The 14,677-nt window shown below is 69.4% G+C and carries 12 protein-coding genes; 5 read left to right on the forward strand and 7 right to left on the reverse strand.

Features of this window, described 5'->3' with window-relative positions:
* Positions 1-9: 9 nt before the first annotated feature.
* The 4 genes from ABUE11_RS12695 to ABUE11_RS12710 all read right to left on the reverse strand — a co-directional run bounded on the left by ABUE11_RS12695 (position 10) and on the right by ABUE11_RS12710 (position 4,074).
* Positions 10-825, reverse strand: coding sequence for an enoyl-CoA hydratase/isomerase family protein (locus ABUE11_RS12695; RefSeq protein ID WP_367065602.1), 816 nt, complete (start codon positions 823-825; stop codon positions 10-12).
* A gap of 63 nt (positions 826-888) precedes the next feature.
* Positions 889-1,911 carry a tripartite tricarboxylate transporter substrate binding protein gene (locus ABUE11_RS12700; RefSeq protein ID WP_367065603.1) on the reverse strand — a complete coding sequence of 341 codons (1,023 nt, stop codon included), beginning with the start codon at positions 1,909-1,911 and terminating at the stop codon, positions 889-891.
* A 52-nt stretch (positions 1,912-1,963) separates the two neighbouring features.
* Positions 1,964-3,409, reverse strand: a complete 1,446-nt coding sequence (locus ABUE11_RS12705; RefSeq protein ID WP_367065604.1) for a malonyl-CoA decarboxylase — start codon at positions 3,407-3,409, stop codon at positions 1,964-1,966.
* The gene (locus tag ABUE11_RS12710) at positions 3,406-4,074 is read right to left on the reverse strand and encodes a GntR family transcriptional regulator (RefSeq protein WP_367065605.1); all 669 of its coding nucleotides are present in this window, start codon (positions 4,072-4,074) and stop codon (positions 3,406-3,408) included. Before ABUE11_RS12710 ends, ABUE11_RS12705 begins: the two co-directional genes overlap by 4 nt.
* Before the next feature lie 544 nt (positions 4,075-4,618).
* Between ABUE11_RS12710 and ABUE11_RS12715 the strand changes: the two genes are divergently transcribed.
* The 5 genes from ABUE11_RS12715 to ABUE11_RS12735 all read left to right on the forward strand — a co-directional run bounded on the left by ABUE11_RS12715 (position 4,619) and on the right by ABUE11_RS12735 (position 11,849).
* On the forward strand, positions 4,619-6,715 hold the full coding sequence (locus ABUE11_RS12715) for a 3-hydroxyacyl-CoA dehydrogenase NAD-binding domain-containing protein (RefSeq protein WP_367065606.1): 2,097 nt from the start codon (positions 4,619-4,621) through the stop codon (positions 6,713-6,715).
* Between the two features lie 44 nt (positions 6,716-6,759).
* On the forward strand, positions 6,760-7,938 hold the full coding sequence (locus tag ABUE11_RS12720; RefSeq protein ID WP_367065607.1) for an acetyl-CoA C-acyltransferase: 1,179 nt from the start codon (positions 6,760-6,762) through the stop codon (positions 7,936-7,938).
* A 34-nt stretch (positions 7,939-7,972) separates the two neighbouring features.
* The gene (locus ABUE11_RS12725; RefSeq protein ID WP_367065609.1) at positions 7,973-9,205 is read left to right on the forward strand and encodes an acyl-CoA dehydrogenase family protein; all 1,233 of its coding nucleotides are present in this window, start codon (positions 7,973-7,975) and stop codon (positions 9,203-9,205) included.
* Between the two features lie 3 nt (positions 9,206-9,208).
* Entirely contained in the window at positions 9,209-10,912 is a 1,704-nt protein-coding gene (locus ABUE11_RS12730) for a long-chain fatty acid--CoA ligase (protein WP_367065610.1), read from the forward strand.
* Positions 10,913-11,027: 115 nt separating this feature from the next.
* Positions 11,028-11,849, forward strand: coding sequence for a type IV pili methyl-accepting chemotaxis transducer N-terminal domain-containing protein (locus ABUE11_RS12735; RefSeq protein ID WP_367065611.1), 822 nt, complete (start codon positions 11,028-11,030; stop codon positions 11,847-11,849).
* Positions 11,850-11,897: 48 nt separating this feature from the next.
* On the opposite strand, the gene ybaK is transcribed toward ABUE11_RS12735, so the two are convergent.
* The 3 genes from ybaK to ABUE11_RS12750 all read right to left on the reverse strand — a co-directional run bounded on the left by ybaK (position 11,898) and on the right by ABUE11_RS12750 (position 14,677).
* Positions 11,898-12,398, reverse strand: coding sequence for a Cys-tRNA(Pro) deacylase (gene ybaK / locus ABUE11_RS12740; RefSeq protein ID WP_367065612.1), 501 nt, complete (start codon positions 12,396-12,398; stop codon positions 11,898-11,900).
* Positions 12,399-12,463: 65 nt separating this feature from the next.
* Positions 12,464-13,525 (reverse strand): aldo/keto reductase, encoded by a 1,062-nt coding sequence (locus ABUE11_RS12745; RefSeq protein ID WP_367065614.1) that lies wholly within the window; start codon positions 13,523-13,525, stop codon positions 12,464-12,466.
* Between the two features lie 66 nt (positions 13,526-13,591).
* A complete protein-coding gene (locus tag ABUE11_RS12750) occupies positions 13,592-14,677 on the reverse strand; it encodes an ABC transporter ATP-binding protein (RefSeq protein ID WP_367065615.1) in 1,086 nt (361 codons plus the stop codon).

Consider the following 14,677-nt stretch of genomic DNA (forward strand, 5'->3'; position numbering starts at 1 on the left):
CCCAATGCATCAAAAAACGGGGGCGCGCTTGGCCAGGAAGGCGGTGATGCCCTCGCGGTGCTCGGCGCTGTCGGCATAGGCGTACGGGTCAGCTATCGTATCAATAGCTGCTTGCGCTTGACTGGCGGGAGTTAGAGCCATTTTTTGCATCAAGACCGCGCGCAGCGTCTGCTTGTTCATGCGCGCCGCGGCCGGGGCCAGCGTGGCGATGCGCAGCGCGCTGGCCATGGCCTCGGCCTCGAGCGCATCCGCGGCGACGACGCGGCTCAGAAAGCCGCGCCCGGCCATCTCCTGTGCGCCGAAGGTGGCGGCCTCCAGCAGCATCTGGCGCGCGGTGACGTCGCCCACGGCCGCGGCCACCAGGGCCGCCTCGCGCGGCGCCATCGGAAAGCCAAGCTTGGCGATCGGCGCACCGAAGCGCGCGCCCTGCTCGGCGATGCGGATGTCGCAGCAGCTCGCGATCTCCACGCCCGCGCCCATGCAGGCGCCGGCGATGCGCGCGACGATGGGCACGTCGCAGGCCAGCATGGCCGCGAGACCACCCCAGACCTCGCCCTCGTGGAATTCGCGCAGCTGCGCGGCGTCGAAGCGAAACGACGGGTACTCGGAGATGTCGCCCCCCGCGCAGAACGCCTGCCCTGCCCCTTCGATGAGCACGCAGCGCACGTCAGTCCTGCGCTGAATGCTCTCAAACACGGAGCGCAACTGGCGCCACATGGCGCGTGACATGGCGTTCAGGCGCCCGTCGTGGCGCAGCGTCACGCGCAGCACGCCGCGTGCGCCGGCCTCTCCCACGGCCGGGGCCGCGACTACTTCAGCTGTCATGCAAAAACACTCTCTCAATCAGGCCACGGGCCGCAGACGGTGCGGCGCGGTGGCTCGGCACCATCACTCCAGCCGCGCGCCCGAGGCCTTGACGACCTGGGCCCAGCGCCGGACCTCGCTGCCCACCATCTTGCCGAAATCGGCCTGGGACAGCTGGCCGAATTCTGCGCCATTGCCGGCCCAGATATTCTTGATGTCATCGCTCTGGCCGAGCTTGCGCACCTCCTCGACGATGCGCGCCTGCACGTCGGCGGGCGTGCCCTTGGGCGTCCACAGGCCGTACCAGGTGGAGACGGTGTAGTCCGGCAGGCCCACCTCGGCCGCGCAGGGCACGTCGGGGAAGGCCGGGTTGCGCCGGCTGCCCGAGACCATCAGCGCCTTGATGCGCCCGGCCTTGATGTGCGCGGCAGACGAGCCCAGGCCGTCGAACATCATGTCCACATTGCCCGCTATCAGGTCCTGCAGCGCCGGGCCCGCGCCGCGGTACGGAATGTGGGTGATGAAGCTGCCGGTCTGGATCTTGAACAGCTCGCCGGCCAGATGGTGCGAGCTGCCCGCGCCGGCCGAGCCGTAGTTGAACTTGCCGGGGCTGGACTTCACCAGGGTCAGGAACTCGCGGATGTCGGCCACCTTGACGTTGCGCGGGTTGACCACCACCACCTGGGGCACGCTGGCCAGGAGCGCCAGCGCAACGAAGTCCTTTTCGATGTCGTAGTCGAGCTTGGGGTACATCGAGGGCGCGATCACATGGTGCACGCCGCCCATGAACAGGTGGTAGCCGTCGGCCGGCGCCTTGGACGCGGCGCTCGCGCCGACGGTGCCGCCGGCGCCGCCACGGTTGTCCACCACCAGCGTCTTGCCCGTGGTCTTGGCGAACTGCGCGGCCAGCGGGCGCGCGAATGCATCGGTACCGCCGCCCGCCGGGAAGGGCACGATCAGGTTCACGGGCTTGGCAGGCCATGGGCCCGCAGCCTGGGCCCAGGCACCACCCGCGCCCAGCGCCAGTCCGGCCGCGCCGGCGGCGCGCAACAGGTCGCGCCGGCCCAGGGTGGACTGGATGCGGGTGGTGTCCATGTTCTTGTGCATTGTTTTGCCTCCTATGGTTTTGCTTGGGGTGAATGAACAGGTGTGTCGGGTTTTACAAAAGGCTCTCGACGTCGCCCGACACCGGCACGCGCCCTTGCGCCAGCAGGCTGCGGTGCTTGTCGATGCGCTTCAAGTCGTAGAGGTAGTTGACCATCAGGCCGAAGGATTGCTTCAGCCCCTTGGCGGAGGGGTCGCCGGCCCAGTTCAGCCGCTCCACGCGTGCGCCGTTGCCCAGGTGGAAGCGCGCCACGGGATCGAGCGGCTTGCCGTCCTGCAGCTCGCGCCCCAGATACCTTGCCGCGCATTGCAGCACGAACTGGCGTACGGGCGACTTCGGCGCCAGCTCCAGCGCCTTGTCGGCTGCGGCCAGCACATGACCGATCTGCGGCAGCTCCATGCCCAGCGCACGCGCCAGCTCGGTCCTCTGCCGCTCGTCCAGGCGCTCGAGCTGCGTGGCGCCATGCTTGGCCAGCCAGCCACGAAAGCCCGGTATGGGCGACAGCGTCGCAAACTGGCGCAGGCGCGGAAACTCCGCCATCAGCGTCTCGGCCACATGCTTGATGAGCGAGTCGCCAAAGCTCACGCCGCGCAGCCCATCCTGCGTGCTGCTGATCGAATAGAAGATGGCCGTGGTCGCGCGCTGGATGTCCACGGCCTCGGCCGATTCATCGAGCAGTGGCGTGATGCTGGCCGAGATCTCGCCCGTCAGCGCCACCTCCACGAAGATCAGCGGCTCATTGGGCAGGCGTGGATGGAAGAAGCCGTAGCAGCGCCGGTCGCTGTCCAGGCGGTTCTTGAGGTCGGCCCAGCTGCGGATGTCGTGCACGGCCTCGTACTTGATGAGCTTTTCGATCAGCGAGGCCGGCGAGTCCCACGACAGGCGCTTCAATTCAAGAAAGGCCACGTCGAACCAGGTCGAGAACAGCTGCTCGAGCTCGGTCTCCAGCGGCAGCAGACGCTTGTCGCCCTTGAGCTCGCGCAGCAGCTCGGCGCGCAGATCGACCAGAAAGCGCATGCCCTCGGGGAAGGCCGCAAAGCGCTGCAGCAGCCGCGTGCGCGGCGACGCCAGCGCACGACGCAGATGGGCCTCGGCCTGGGGCTCGTCGGCCGTGCCCTTGGCGGCCTCGTAGCGCTCGTGGGCGTTTCTGATGTGCGCGACGTCGGGGGCGAACTGCTCGACCATGAGCTGCCACAGGTCGCGCCGCTCCCCGGGTTCGGCGCCGCCATACCAGGCGGCAATGGCCTGTGCGCGGCGCCCGCCCTCGATCTCGCTCACGCGCGGTGCGACCACCTCCTGCAACTGCGCGAGCAGCTGGCGCAGCGCGCGCGGCGACAGCGCCTCGCTGCCGCGGCGCAGCGTGGCCTCAAGGCGCTCATGCGTGCTGCGCGCGGGCTGCGGCGGCTGGGCGGCGCCCTCGCCCCCGCCCCCGCCCTTGCCCTTGCCAGCCGAGCGCAGCCGGTCCACGCTGCGCGAGATCCAGGTCGATGTGGTGTTCATGGTGCGATCCGGGACGGTGGGTTGCGGGTCAGTTCACGCAGTGCATCGCGCTGCGCAAACAGATGGTGGCGCATGGCCTGCTCGGCAGCGGCGGCGTCGCCCCGCTTGATCGCCGCGAACACCTGCAGATGCTCGGCCAGGCTTTGCTGCAGCCTGCCGGGCACATGCAGGGTCTGGTGCCGGGCCAGGCGCAGGATTCTGCGCAGGTCGCCAATCACCTGGGCGAGCCAGCGGTTGTCGGCCAGGGTGATGAAGGCCTCGTGGATGGCGTGGTTGGCCTCGTAGTAGGCGGTGATGCGGCCCGCCTCGGCATGTGCGCGCAGGCGCTCGTGCAGCACCTCGAGCGCGGCCAGGTCTGCCGGGCCGGCGCGGCCCGTGGCCTCGTAGGCGGCGCGCCCTTCGAGCAGCGCAATGACCGGGAAGATCTGCTCCACGTCGCGCTCCGTGATCTCGGCCACAAAGCAGCCGCGGCGCGGCTCATGGCGCAACATGCCCTCGGCCACCAGCACCTTGAGCGCCTCGCGCAGCGGCGTGCGCGACACCGTCAGGCGCTCGCACAGCGCGGCCTCGTCGAGGAAGCTGCCCGGCGCCAGCTCACCGGCGAAGATCAGCTCGCGCAGGCCTTCGGCGGCCTGACGGTGCAAGGAATCGGCAACGGAGCGCATGGCTGGGGTCAGCAGGAATGGATCCAGCAAGGGGAACCATGGCAGCCGCGGCGAGCCCTGACGGCGACATGATTACGCATAATTTTTGGTAATTATGAAAACCGTGCCATGCCATGGCGATCGGGGCTTGCACCTATGCCGGGGTCTGGTGCGGTGCGCCAAACCACCCGTCCATGCGGCCGGCCTGGTGGCCGCAGCACTGCGTGGTGGGACTGCGGCCGCGCCACAGGCCGGGGAGTCAGACATCGCCAATGCGGGCACGGGCTGGGGCGCCGTCATTGCCGCGCCACCTCGGCACGATGAACGGCGAAATCGCCTTGCCCCGGGCGTTGCGTCGGGGATGCGCTGACTCGGCCTTCTCGCAAGTGTGCGGGGCTGACCACATGCGACGGGGCCTTGCGCCTTGCCCGCATGCAGGGCCCGGCCGGCTGCTGTCATGAGTTTCATAGGTGACAGCCAGCGCCGCGGCCGCTCCTTAGCATGGCCGCTCGATGGTTCTGCGCCGCCGAGCCATTGCCTTCCCAACCCTAGCCACAGCCCGCTCATGAGCACTACCCCCTCCCCGATCATCTATGCAACACATGGCCCCGTGGCCGTGGTGACACTGGACAGCCCGCCCGTCAACGGCCTGGGCCATGCGCTGCGCTGCGGCATCGTCGCCGCGCTGGACCGGGCGCTGGCCGACCCACAGGTGCAGGCCATCGTGCTCACCGGCAGCGATCGCGCCTTCAGCGGCGGCGCCGACGTGCGCGAGTTCGGCACGCCCCGGGCGACCATGGAGCCCACGCTGCCCAGCGTGATCCGCGCGCTCGACGACAGCCCCAAGCCCGTGGTGGCTGCGATCGCCGGCGTGTGCCTGGGCGGCGGGCTGGAGCTGGCCCTGGGCTGCCACTACCGCGTGGCCAAGGCCGATGCCTCGCTCGGCCTGCCGGAAGTCAAGCTCGGCCTGCTGCCGGGCGCCGGCGGCACGCAGCGCCTGCCGCGCCTGATCGGGCTGGAGGCCGCGCTGAACATGATCGTCTCGGGCCAGAGCGCACCCGCCAAGGCCTTTGACGGCACGCCGCTGGTGCAGGCTCTGGTCGAGGGTGATCTGGTCGAGGGCGCGATCGCCTTCGCCCAGCAGGTGGTCGCGCGCGGCGAGAGCCTGCCGCGCGCGCGCGACCTCAAGGTCAAGCAGCCCGATGCCGAGGCCTTTCTGCAATTTGCGCGCAACACCGTGGCCGCGGTCAGCAAGCCCTTCCCGGCGCCGCTGCAGTGCGTGGAGGCCGTGGCCGCCGCGCTCAAGCCGTTTGACGAGGGCCTGCAGACCGAGCGCCGGCTGTTCCAGGCGCTCATGCTCACGCCCGAGTCGCGCGCGCTGCGCCATGTGTTCCAGGGCGAGCGTGCCGCCGCCAAGGTGCCCGGCCTGCCCGAGGGCACCGCGCTGCGGCCCATTGCCCGCGTGGGCGTGATCGGCGCGGGCACCATGGGCGGCGGCATCACCATGAACTTCCTGAACGCCGGCATCCCCGTGGCGCTGCTGGAGACCAGGCAGGAGGCGCTCGACCGCGGCCTGGCCACCATCCGCAGAAACTACGAGAACTCCATGAAGAAGGGCAAGCTCACGCCCGAGCAGGTGGAGCAGCGCATGGCCCTGATCACGCCCACGCTGGACTACGCGGCCCTGGCCGATGCGGATCTGGTGATCGAGGCCGTGTTCGAGGAGATGGCCGTCAAGGAGGCCGTGTTCCGCCAGCTCGACGGCGTGGCCAGGCCCGGCGCCATCCTCGCGTCCAACACCTCCTACCTCGACATCGACCGCATTGCCGGCTTCACGCAGCGCCCGCAGGATGTGATCGGCCTGCATTTCTTCAGCCCGGCCAACGTGATGCGCCTGCTCGAGGTGGTGCGCGGCGCGCAGACCGCACCCGACGTGCTGGCCACCTGCCTGGCGCTGGCCAAGAAGATCCGGAAGGTGGCCGTGGTCTCGGGCGTGTGCGACGGCTTCATCGGCAACCGCATGCTCGCGCGCTATGGCAATGCCGCGCAGGAGCTGATCAACGCCGGTGCCCTGCCCCAGCAGATCGACGGCGCGCTGCAGCGCTTCGGCCTGGCCATGGGGCCGTTTCGCATGGGCGACCTGGCCGGCCTGGACATCGGCTGGGCCACGCGCAAGCGCAAGGCCGCCGAGGCCGGCAAGCCCATGGAGCCCATCGTGGCCGACAGGCTTTGCGAGGCCGGACGCTTCGGCCAGAAGACCGGCGCCGGCTGGTACCGCTACGAGGCCGGCAACCGCAACCCCATCCCCGACAGCGTGACCGAGCAGCTGATCGCCGAGTACCGCGCCGCGCACGGCATCACCGCGCGCAAGATCGGTGACGAGGAAATCGTCGAGCGCTGCATCTTCGCGCTGGTCAACGAGGGCGCGCGCATCCTGGAGGAAGGCATTGCCGCGCGCGCCTCGGACATCGATCTCGTCTACCTCAACGGCTACGGCTTTCCGCTGCACCGCGGCGGCCCCATGCTCTACGCCGACATCGTGGGCCTGCCGCAGGTGGTGCGCAGCCTGCGCCGCTTTGCCGCCGAGCCCGGCGCCGACCCATCGTGGCAGCCCGCGCCGCTGCTCGTGCGCCTGGCCGAGGAATGCAAGAGCTTCAACTGACCGCGCCCCGCATCCGCATACAGGACACATACAGGACACACACAATGACTGAAGCAGTGATCGTCTCCACCGCCCGCACCGGCCTGGCCAAGAGCTGGAAGGGCGCCTTCAACATGACCTACGGAGCCACGCTGGGCGCCCATGCCGTGCAGCATGCCGTGGCGCGCGCGGGCATCGACCCGGCCGAGGTCGAGGACGTCATCATCGGCGGCACCTTCGGCGAGGGCACGACCGGCGGCAACGTGGCGCGCCAGATCGCGCTGCGCGCGGGCCTGCCCGTGACCACCGCGGGCATGACCGTCAACCGGTTCTGCTCCTCGGGCCTGCAGACCATTGCCCTGGCGGCGCAGCGCATCATCGCGGGCGAAGGCGAGATCTACGTGGCCGGCGGCGTGGAGAGCATCTCCTGCGTGCAGAACGAGGCCAACCGCCACATGCGCATGGACCCCTGGCTGGTGCAGCACAAGCCCGAGATCTACTGGAACATGCTGCAGACCGCCGAGCAGGTGGCCCAGCGCTACGGCATCAGCAAGCAGGCCCAGGACGAGTATGGCGTGCGCAGCCAGCAGCGCGCCGCCGCGGCCCAGGCCGCAGGCCTGTTCAACGACGAGATCGTGCCCATGACAACGACCATGGGCGTGGCCGACAAGTCCACGGGCCGCATCACCACCAGGGAGGTGACGATTGCCGCCGACGAGGGCATACGCCCCGACACCACGCTGGAGGCCGTGCAGAAGATCCGCGCCGCCCTGCCCGGTGGCGTGGTCACGGCGGGCAACGCGAGCCAGTTCTCCGACGGCTCCTCGGCCTGCGTGGTCATGGACAGGCGCCTGGCCGAGGCGCGCGGCCTGCAGCCGCTGGGCATCTTCCGCGGCTTTGCCGTCGCCGGCTGCGAGCCCGACGAGATGGGCATTGGCCCGGTGTTCGCCGTGCCCAAGCTGCTGGCCAAGGCGGGGCTGAAGGTCGACGACATCGGCCTGTGGGAGCTCAACGAGGCCTTTGCCGTGCAGGTGCTGTACTGCCGCGACCGGCTCGGCATCCCCGACGAGCGCCTGAACGTCAACGGCGGCGCGATTGCCGTGGGTCACCCCTATGGCGTGTCGGGCGCGCGCCTGACGGGCCACGCGCTCATCGAGGGCAGGCGCCGCGGCGTCCGGTACGTGGTGATCACCATGTGCATTGGCGGCGGCCAGGGCGCGGCCGGTCTGTTCGAGGTGTGCTGATTCCCCGGCCCGTTTTCTGACAAGGACCCACCCCATGGACTTCGCCTATTCCCCCAAGGTCGTCGAACTGCAGAAGCGCCTGACGGCCTTCATGGACGAGCACATCTACCCCGCCGAGAGCGTCTACCACGCCGAGGTCGAGGCCAACCGCCGGGCAGGCAACGCCTGGCAACCCACACGCGTGATGGAGGAGCTCAAGGCCAAGGCCCGGGCCGCCGGCCTGTGGAACCTGTTCCTGCCCGAATCGCAATACGGCGCGGGCCTGACCAACCTCGAGTACGCCCCGCTGTGCGAGATCATGGGCCGCTCCCATGTCGCACCCGAGGCCTTCAACTGCTCCGCCCCCGACACCGGCAACATGGAGGTGCTGGTGCGCTACGGCACCCCAGAGCAGCAGCAGCGCTGGCTGCTGCCGCTGCTCGAGGGCAGGATACGCTCGGGCTTTGCCATGACGGAGCCCGCCGTGGCCTCTTCCGACGCGACCAACATCGAGGCCCGCATCGAGCGCGTGGGCGACGAATACGTGATCAACGGCCGCAAGTGGTGGACCTCGGGCGCGCCCGACCCGCGCTGCGAGATCCTGATCTTCATGGGCAAGACCGATCCGGACAACGCCAGCCTGCACAACCAGCAGTCCATGATCCTTGTACCCATGAACACGCCGGGCGTGAAACTCGAGCGCGCCCTGCCCGTCTTTGGCTACGACCATGCGCCCCATGGCCATGGTGAGGTGAGCTTCGACAACGTGCGCGTGCCCGTGGCCAACGTGCTGCTGGGCGAGGGCCGGGGCTTCGAGATCGCCCAGGGGCGCCTCGGCCCAGGGCGCATACACCACTGCATGCGCCTGATCGGCGTGGCCGAGCGCGCGCTCGAGCTCATGTGCAGGCGCGCGCTCGACCGCGTGGCCTTCCACCGTCCGCTGGCAGACCAGGGCGTGACGCGCGAGCGCATCGCCAACGCACGCATCCTGATTGACCAGGCGCGCTTTCTGGTGCTCAACGCCGCCTACATGATGGACACCGTAGGCAACAAGGTCGCGCAGAAGGAGATCGCCATGATCAAGGTCGCCGCCCCGAGCATGGCCTGCCAGGTGATCGACTGGGCCATGCAGGCGCATGGCGGCGCCGGCGTCTCGGACGACTTCCCGCTGGCCGCGGCCTACGCCCAGGCACGCACGCTGCGCTTTGCCGACGGCCCCGACGAGGTGCACCGCAACCAGATCGGCAAGATGGAGTTGGCCCGCCACATGAGCCTGCGCAAGCGCTGACCCATGACCGAGCGCCACCTTGCCCATTGGCCGCGCCTGCTGCCACGCCACATGACGGTGCCCGCCACGCACCTGTACCGCAACATCGAGGTCTCGGCCATGCGCTACCCGGACAAGGCGGCGCTGGTGTTCTACGACACCGTCATCCACTACGCCCGGCTGCAGCAGGAAACCGAGCGCCTGGCCGCCCATCTGCAGCAGGTGTGCGGCGTGCGCAAGGGCGACCGCGTGCTGCTGTACCTGCAGAACAGCCCGCAGTTCGTGATTGGCTACTACGCCATCCTGCGCGCCGATGCCGTGGTGGTGCCCGTCAACCCCATGAACCTGGGCGAGGAACTGCGCCACTACGTGATGGACGCCGGCGCGCGCACCATAGTGGCGCCGCAGGACCTGTTCGCCCAGGTGCGCCCTCTGCTGCGCGAGGGCCTGGCCGCGGCCCGCGACGACGCGCAGGCCCCGGGCCTGCGCCATGCCGTGGTGGCCACGTACAGCGACTACCTCACGACGCCGACCGACCTGCCCGTGCCGCCGTTCGTGAGCGAGCCGCGCCAGCCACTGGACGAGCCCGGCGCCATGGCCTGGGCCAACGCGCTGGCCGCGGGCCTGCGCCCCGGCCCGATCGAGGCCGGCCCCGACGACCTGGCCGTCATGCCCTACACCTCGGGCACGACGGGCCACCCCAAGGGCTGCATGCACACGCATCGCAGCGTCATGTACAACGCCGTCTCGGGCTCGCTGTGGCTGGGCTCGCCGCCGGACGGGGTGTCGCTGTCGGTGCTGCCGCTGTTCCATGTCACGGGCATGCAGGGCGGCATGAACGGGCCGCTGTACACGGGCTCGACCATCGTGCTGCTGCCGCGCTGGGACCGCGACGCCGCCGCCCAGCTGATTGGGCGCTACCGCGTCACGGGCACGCAGATGATCGTGACCATGGTGGTCGACCTGCTGTCCAACCCGCGCCTGGCCGAGTACGACCTGTCGAGCATCCGGCGCCTGAGCGGCGGCGGCGCCGCCATGCCCGAGGCCGTGGCCGGCCGGCTCAAGGAGCTGTGCGCCATCGACTACATCGAGGGCTATGGCATGTCCGAGACCATGGCCGCCACCCATGTCAACCCGCCCGAGCGGCCCAGAAAGCAATGCCTGGGCATCCCCATCTTCGACGTGGACGCGCGCGTGGTCGACCCCGTCACCCTGGCCGAGCTGCCCCCCGGCGAGGTCGGCGAGATCATCGTGCACGGCCCGCAGCTCATGCAAGGCTACTGGGGCCAGCCCGAGGCCACGCAGCAGGCATTCGTGACGCTCGACGGCAAGCGCTTTCTGCGCACGGGCGACCTGGCGCGCACCGACGAGGACGGCTACTTCTACATGGTCGACCGCCTCAAGCGCATGATCAACGCCTCGGGCTTCAAGGTCTGGCCCGCCGAGGTCGAGGCCCTGATGTACGCCCACCCGGCAATCCAGGAGGTCTGCGTGATCGCCGCGCGCGACGATCGCCGCGGCGAGACCGTGAAGGCCGTGGTCGTGCTGCGCGAGGCCTTCAAGGGCCAGGTGAGCGCCCAGGACATCATCGACTGGGCCCATGGACACATGGCCGCCTACAAGAGCCCGCGCCTCGTGTCCTTCGTCGAAAGACTGCCCAAGTCCGGAACCGGAAAGCTGCAGTGGCGCGCCTTGCAAGAACAGGAAGCACTCACCAGCAATTGCTGACAACGCCCCCGCGCGCCCCCTATACTGGCCGCCATTGCACCCGGGAAGGGGTGGCGCCGGCGGCCGGACGGATCGACCGGTGGCGACCTCCTCCTACAACAAGCGGGAGGTTGTCATGGACCGGTTCCAGTTTTGTGCGGGTCTGCTCGGCAGTGCGGCGCTGGCGGTGCTTCCCACGCCGGCCCTCCCCCAGGCGGCACCGCCCCGGCTGCTGGACACACCCGGTGCCATCGACCTGGCCGGGCGCATGCGCATGCTGTCGCAGCGCTGCACCAAGGCCTACCTGCAATGGGGCCAGGCCATCGCCACGGACAGCGCGCGCGCGCAGCTGCAGGATTCCATCAGGAGCTGCGACGCGCATCTGGCGGCCCTGCGGACCTTTCAGCCCAATCCCGCCGTACAGGCCGGTCTGCCACAGCTGCAGACACTCTGGGTGCAGCTGAAGGCGCTGCTGGCCGACGAACCCAGCCGCACGGGTGCGGTGGCCCTCTACGACGCCAACGAAACCCTGCAGAGCGCGGCCCACTACCTCACGGTGTCCTACTCCAACGGGACGAGCAACCAGCTCGAGCACCTGATTGGCCTGGCCGGCCGCCAGCGCATGCTGTCCCAGCGCATGGCCAAGTTCTTCTTCTACCGCTGCTGGGGGCTGTTCGAGGCCCCGGCCGACATGGAGATGCACCTGAGCCGAGCGCATTTCACGACCGTGCTCGGCCAGTTCGAAACCTCACGCCATGTCTCGTCCGCGGCCCAGGCCGCGGCCGCTAAGACCCGCCAGGTCTGGGAGCCCTACCAGCAGGCCCTGTTTGCCAGCAAGGATCCGACCGACATGCGCACCCACGCCGAGCGCGTGGCCGCAGGCAGCGAGCAGGTGCTCGCCGCGACGGAGGAACTCGTGGCGCTGCTCGTGGCCCAGGCGCAGGGCAGGCCCGTCTAGCGGACAGCACCCGGCCGCCGGCCGCACTGCCCCCGATTAGGATGCAGCTCAGGCATCCAATGCGCACTGCACCGGCCGGGCGGCGAGCAACTGCACGCAGACCTGCGGGTCGAGCTGCACCAGATAGCCGCGCCGCCCGCCGTTGATGGCGATGCGCGGCAGCTCAAGAATGCTTTCCTCGATGTACACCGGCATCTGCCTGCGCGTGCCGAACGGCGAGGTGCCGCCCACCAGATAGCCGCTGTGGCGGTTGGCCACCTCGGGCCTGCAGGGTTCGACGCTCTTGGCTCCGATCTGGCGCGCCAGGTTCTTGGTCGACACCTTGCGGTCACCGTGCATGAGCACGATGAGGGGCCTGGCATCCTGGTCCTGCATCACCAGGGTCTTGACCACCATGTGCTCATCCAGCCCCAGCTGGCGCGCCGATTCGGCCGAGCCGCCATGCTCCACGTAGTCATAGGGGTGTTCGGTGAACGCCACGCCATGCGCGCGCAGCAGCTGCGTGGCGGGGGTTTCGCTCACATGGGCGGTCTTGTCTTTCTTGGCCATAGGTCTCAAAAACAATAGCTGCCTGCGCTTTATGGACGGGCGTCACAGGCATTTTTCATCTCAAATCACTGCCCCGGGTCGCGCAGCTCCCAGCGGATGCGGTCAATCTCGGCCAGCAGCTCGGGCGTGAGGCGCGTGTCCCAGGCGTCCAGGTTTTCGTCGAGCTGCGCCAGGCTGGTCACGCCGATGATGGTGCTGGCCACGCGCCAGCTCTGGTAGCAAAACGCCAGCGCCAGCTGCACGGGCGTCAGGCCATGGTCGCGCGCGAGCTGGTTGTAGCGGCGCGCGGCGGCCAATGCCTCGGGCCGGCCCCAGCGCTGCTTTTGCACCGACTCGTAGCGGGCGATGCGTGCGCCCTGTGGCGCGCCGGGCTCGTGCGGCGCATGGCTGTCGTACTTGCCCGTGAGCAGGCCGAAGCCCAGCGGCGAATAGGCCAGCAGCGACACGCCAAGGCGGTGGCAGCTCTCGTCCATGGCGTTGTCCCAGCTGCGGTTGACCAGGCAATACGGGTTCTGCACGCTCACCACGCGCGGCAGGCCATGCTGCTCGGCCAGGTGCACGAACTCATGCACGCCGTAAGGCGTCTCGTTGGACAGGCCGATGTAGCGCACCTTGCCCGCACGCACCAGGCCGGCCAGGGCCTCGAGCTGCTCATGGATGGGCGTCTGCGATGTTTCATGGGCCGGGTCGTAGTAGAGCTGGCCGAACATGGGCGCATGGCGCTCGGGCCAATGGATCTGGTAGAGGTCGATCGCCTCGGTCTGCAGGCGGCGCAGGCTGGCCTCGCACGAGGCGACGATGTCGGCCGCCGTCATGCCCTGCCCCGCGCGTATCCACGGCATGCCGCGCGACGGGCCGGCCACCTTGCTGGCGAGCACGATGCGATCGCGCATGCCACGGCGGCTCGTAAGCCAGCGGCCGATGATGGACTCGGTCGCGCCATAGGTGGCCTCGCGCGCGGGCACGGCATACATCTCGGCCGTGTCGATGAAGTTCACGCCGCGCTCCACGGCGCGGTCGAGGATGGCGTGGGCGTCAGCCTCGCTCACCTGTTCGCCAAAGGTCATGGTGCCCAGGCAGATGGGGGTGACGCGCAGCTCGCTGCGGCCCAGGGGGATGGTGTTCATGTGCAGGCCTTCCTGATCGAAGCGCCGCAGTGTACGGATTTGCCCCGGCCCGCGCAGCAGCGGGGTTCAACGCTGCAGGCAGCGCAGCTGCGCCGGGTCCAGCCCCAGGCGCACGCGCGTGCCGGGCGAGTACAGCGTATCGCCCGCGCAATGCGGCTGATCGCTGATCAGCGCCAGATCGCCCACGCGCACGCGGTAGCGCGAGAACTCGCCGAGAAACTCCGCGCTCTCCACCTGGCCGTCGAGCCACAGGCGCGCGGCGTCACCCTGCTCTCCCTGCGCGCAGAGGCTGACCTGGTGCGGCCTGAAGGCCAGCGCCGCGGCGCCCAGGGACGGCGCGGTGGCCGGCCGCGCCAGCGTGAGCGGGCCCAGACCGCGCGCGTGAAACTCCAGCGTCTCGCCGGCAACCGCCGTGACCTCGCCCTCGAGCAGATTGGCCGTACCGACAAAGCCGGCCACGAAGCGGTTCTGTGGGTAGTCATACAGCCCGGCGGCCGTACCTACCTGCTGCAGCACGCCCTGGTCCAGCACCGCCATGCGGTCGGCCGTCGTCATGGCCTCCTCCTGGTCATGGGTGACGAAGACGGTGGTCAGGCCCAGCGTGCGCTGCAGGTTTTTGAGCTCCTCGCGCATCTGCACGCGCAAGTTCTTGTCTAGGTTGGACAGGGGCTCATCGAGCAGCAGCAGCCGCGGCTCGATGACGATGGTGCGCGCGAGCGCCACGCGCTGCTGCTGGCCGCCCGACAGTTGCGCCGGGCGGCGCCGCCCATAGTCCTGCAGGCCTACAAGCTCGAGCACCGCGCCCACCTTGCGGCGTATCGCATCGCGGCTCTCGCGCCGCTCCACGAGGCCAAAGGCCACGTTGTCCCAGACCGTCATGTGCGGCCACAGCGCGTAGTTCTGGAACACCATGCCAATGTTTCGCAGGTGCGGCGGCACGCCCGAGATGTCCTTGCCATCGACGAGCAGCGCGCCGCTCTGGTGCTGGTTGAAGCCCGCGATCAGGCGCAGCAGCGTGGACTTGCCCGAGCCCGAGGGGCCGAGCAGCGCGAAGAACTCGCCCGGCTCTATCGCCAGGTTGATTTCGCGCAGCACGGGCGTGGCGCCGTAGGCGAGGCTGATGTGTCGGCATTCGAGGGAGGCCTGTTGCAT

It is taken from the genome of Oryzisolibacter sp. LB2S, assembly GCF_040732315.1.
In the GTDB taxonomy this organism is placed as follows: Bacteria; Pseudomonadota; Gammaproteobacteria; order Burkholderiales; family Burkholderiaceae_C; genus Alicycliphilus; species Alicycliphilus soli.

Excerpts from the sequence above, each read along its gene's own strand:
- ABUE11_RS12735 (WP_367065611.1), top strand. The coding sequence starts at position 11,028 with ATGGACCGGTTCCAGTTTTGTGCGGGTCTGCTCGGCAGTGCGGCGCTG.
- ABUE11_RS12750 (WP_367065615.1), bottom strand. The coding sequence starts at position 14,677 with ATGCAACAGGCCTCCCTCGAATGCCGACACATCAGCCTCGCCTACGGC.
- ABUE11_RS12720 (WP_367065607.1), top strand. The coding sequence starts at position 6,760 with ATGACTGAAGCAGTGATCGTCTCCACCGCCCGCACCGGCCTGGCCAAG.
- ABUE11_RS12730 (WP_367065610.1), top strand. The coding sequence starts at position 9,209 with ATGACCGAGCGCCACCTTGCCCATTGGCCGCGCCTGCTGCCACGCCAC.
- ABUE11_RS12725 (WP_367065609.1), top strand. The coding sequence starts at position 7,973 with ATGGACTTCGCCTATTCCCCCAAGGTCGTCGAACTGCAGAAGCGCCTG.
- ybaK (WP_367065612.1), bottom strand. The coding sequence starts at position 12,398 with ATGGCCAAGAAAGACAAGACCGCCCATGTGAGCGAAACCCCCGCCACG.
- ABUE11_RS12710 (WP_367065605.1), bottom strand. The coding sequence starts at position 4,074 with ATGCGCTCCGTTGCCGATTCCTTGCACCGTCAGGCCGCCGAAGGCCTG.
- ABUE11_RS12700 (WP_367065603.1), bottom strand. The coding sequence starts at position 1,911 with ATGCACAAGAACATGGACACCACCCGCATCCAGTCCACCCTGGGCCGG.
- ABUE11_RS12705 (WP_367065604.1), bottom strand. The coding sequence starts at position 3,409 with ATGAACACCACATCGACCTGGATCTCGCGCAGCGTGGACCGGCTGCGC.
- ABUE11_RS12745 (WP_367065614.1), bottom strand. The coding sequence starts at position 13,525 with ATGAACACCATCCCCCTGGGCCGCAGCGAGCTGCGCGTCACCCCCATC.
- ABUE11_RS12715 (WP_367065606.1), top strand. The coding sequence starts at position 4,619 with ATGAGCACTACCCCCTCCCCGATCATCTATGCAACACATGGCCCCGTG.
- ABUE11_RS12695 (WP_367065602.1), bottom strand. The coding sequence starts at position 825 with ATGACAGCTGAAGTAGTCGCGGCCCCGGCCGTGGGAGAGGCCGGCGCA.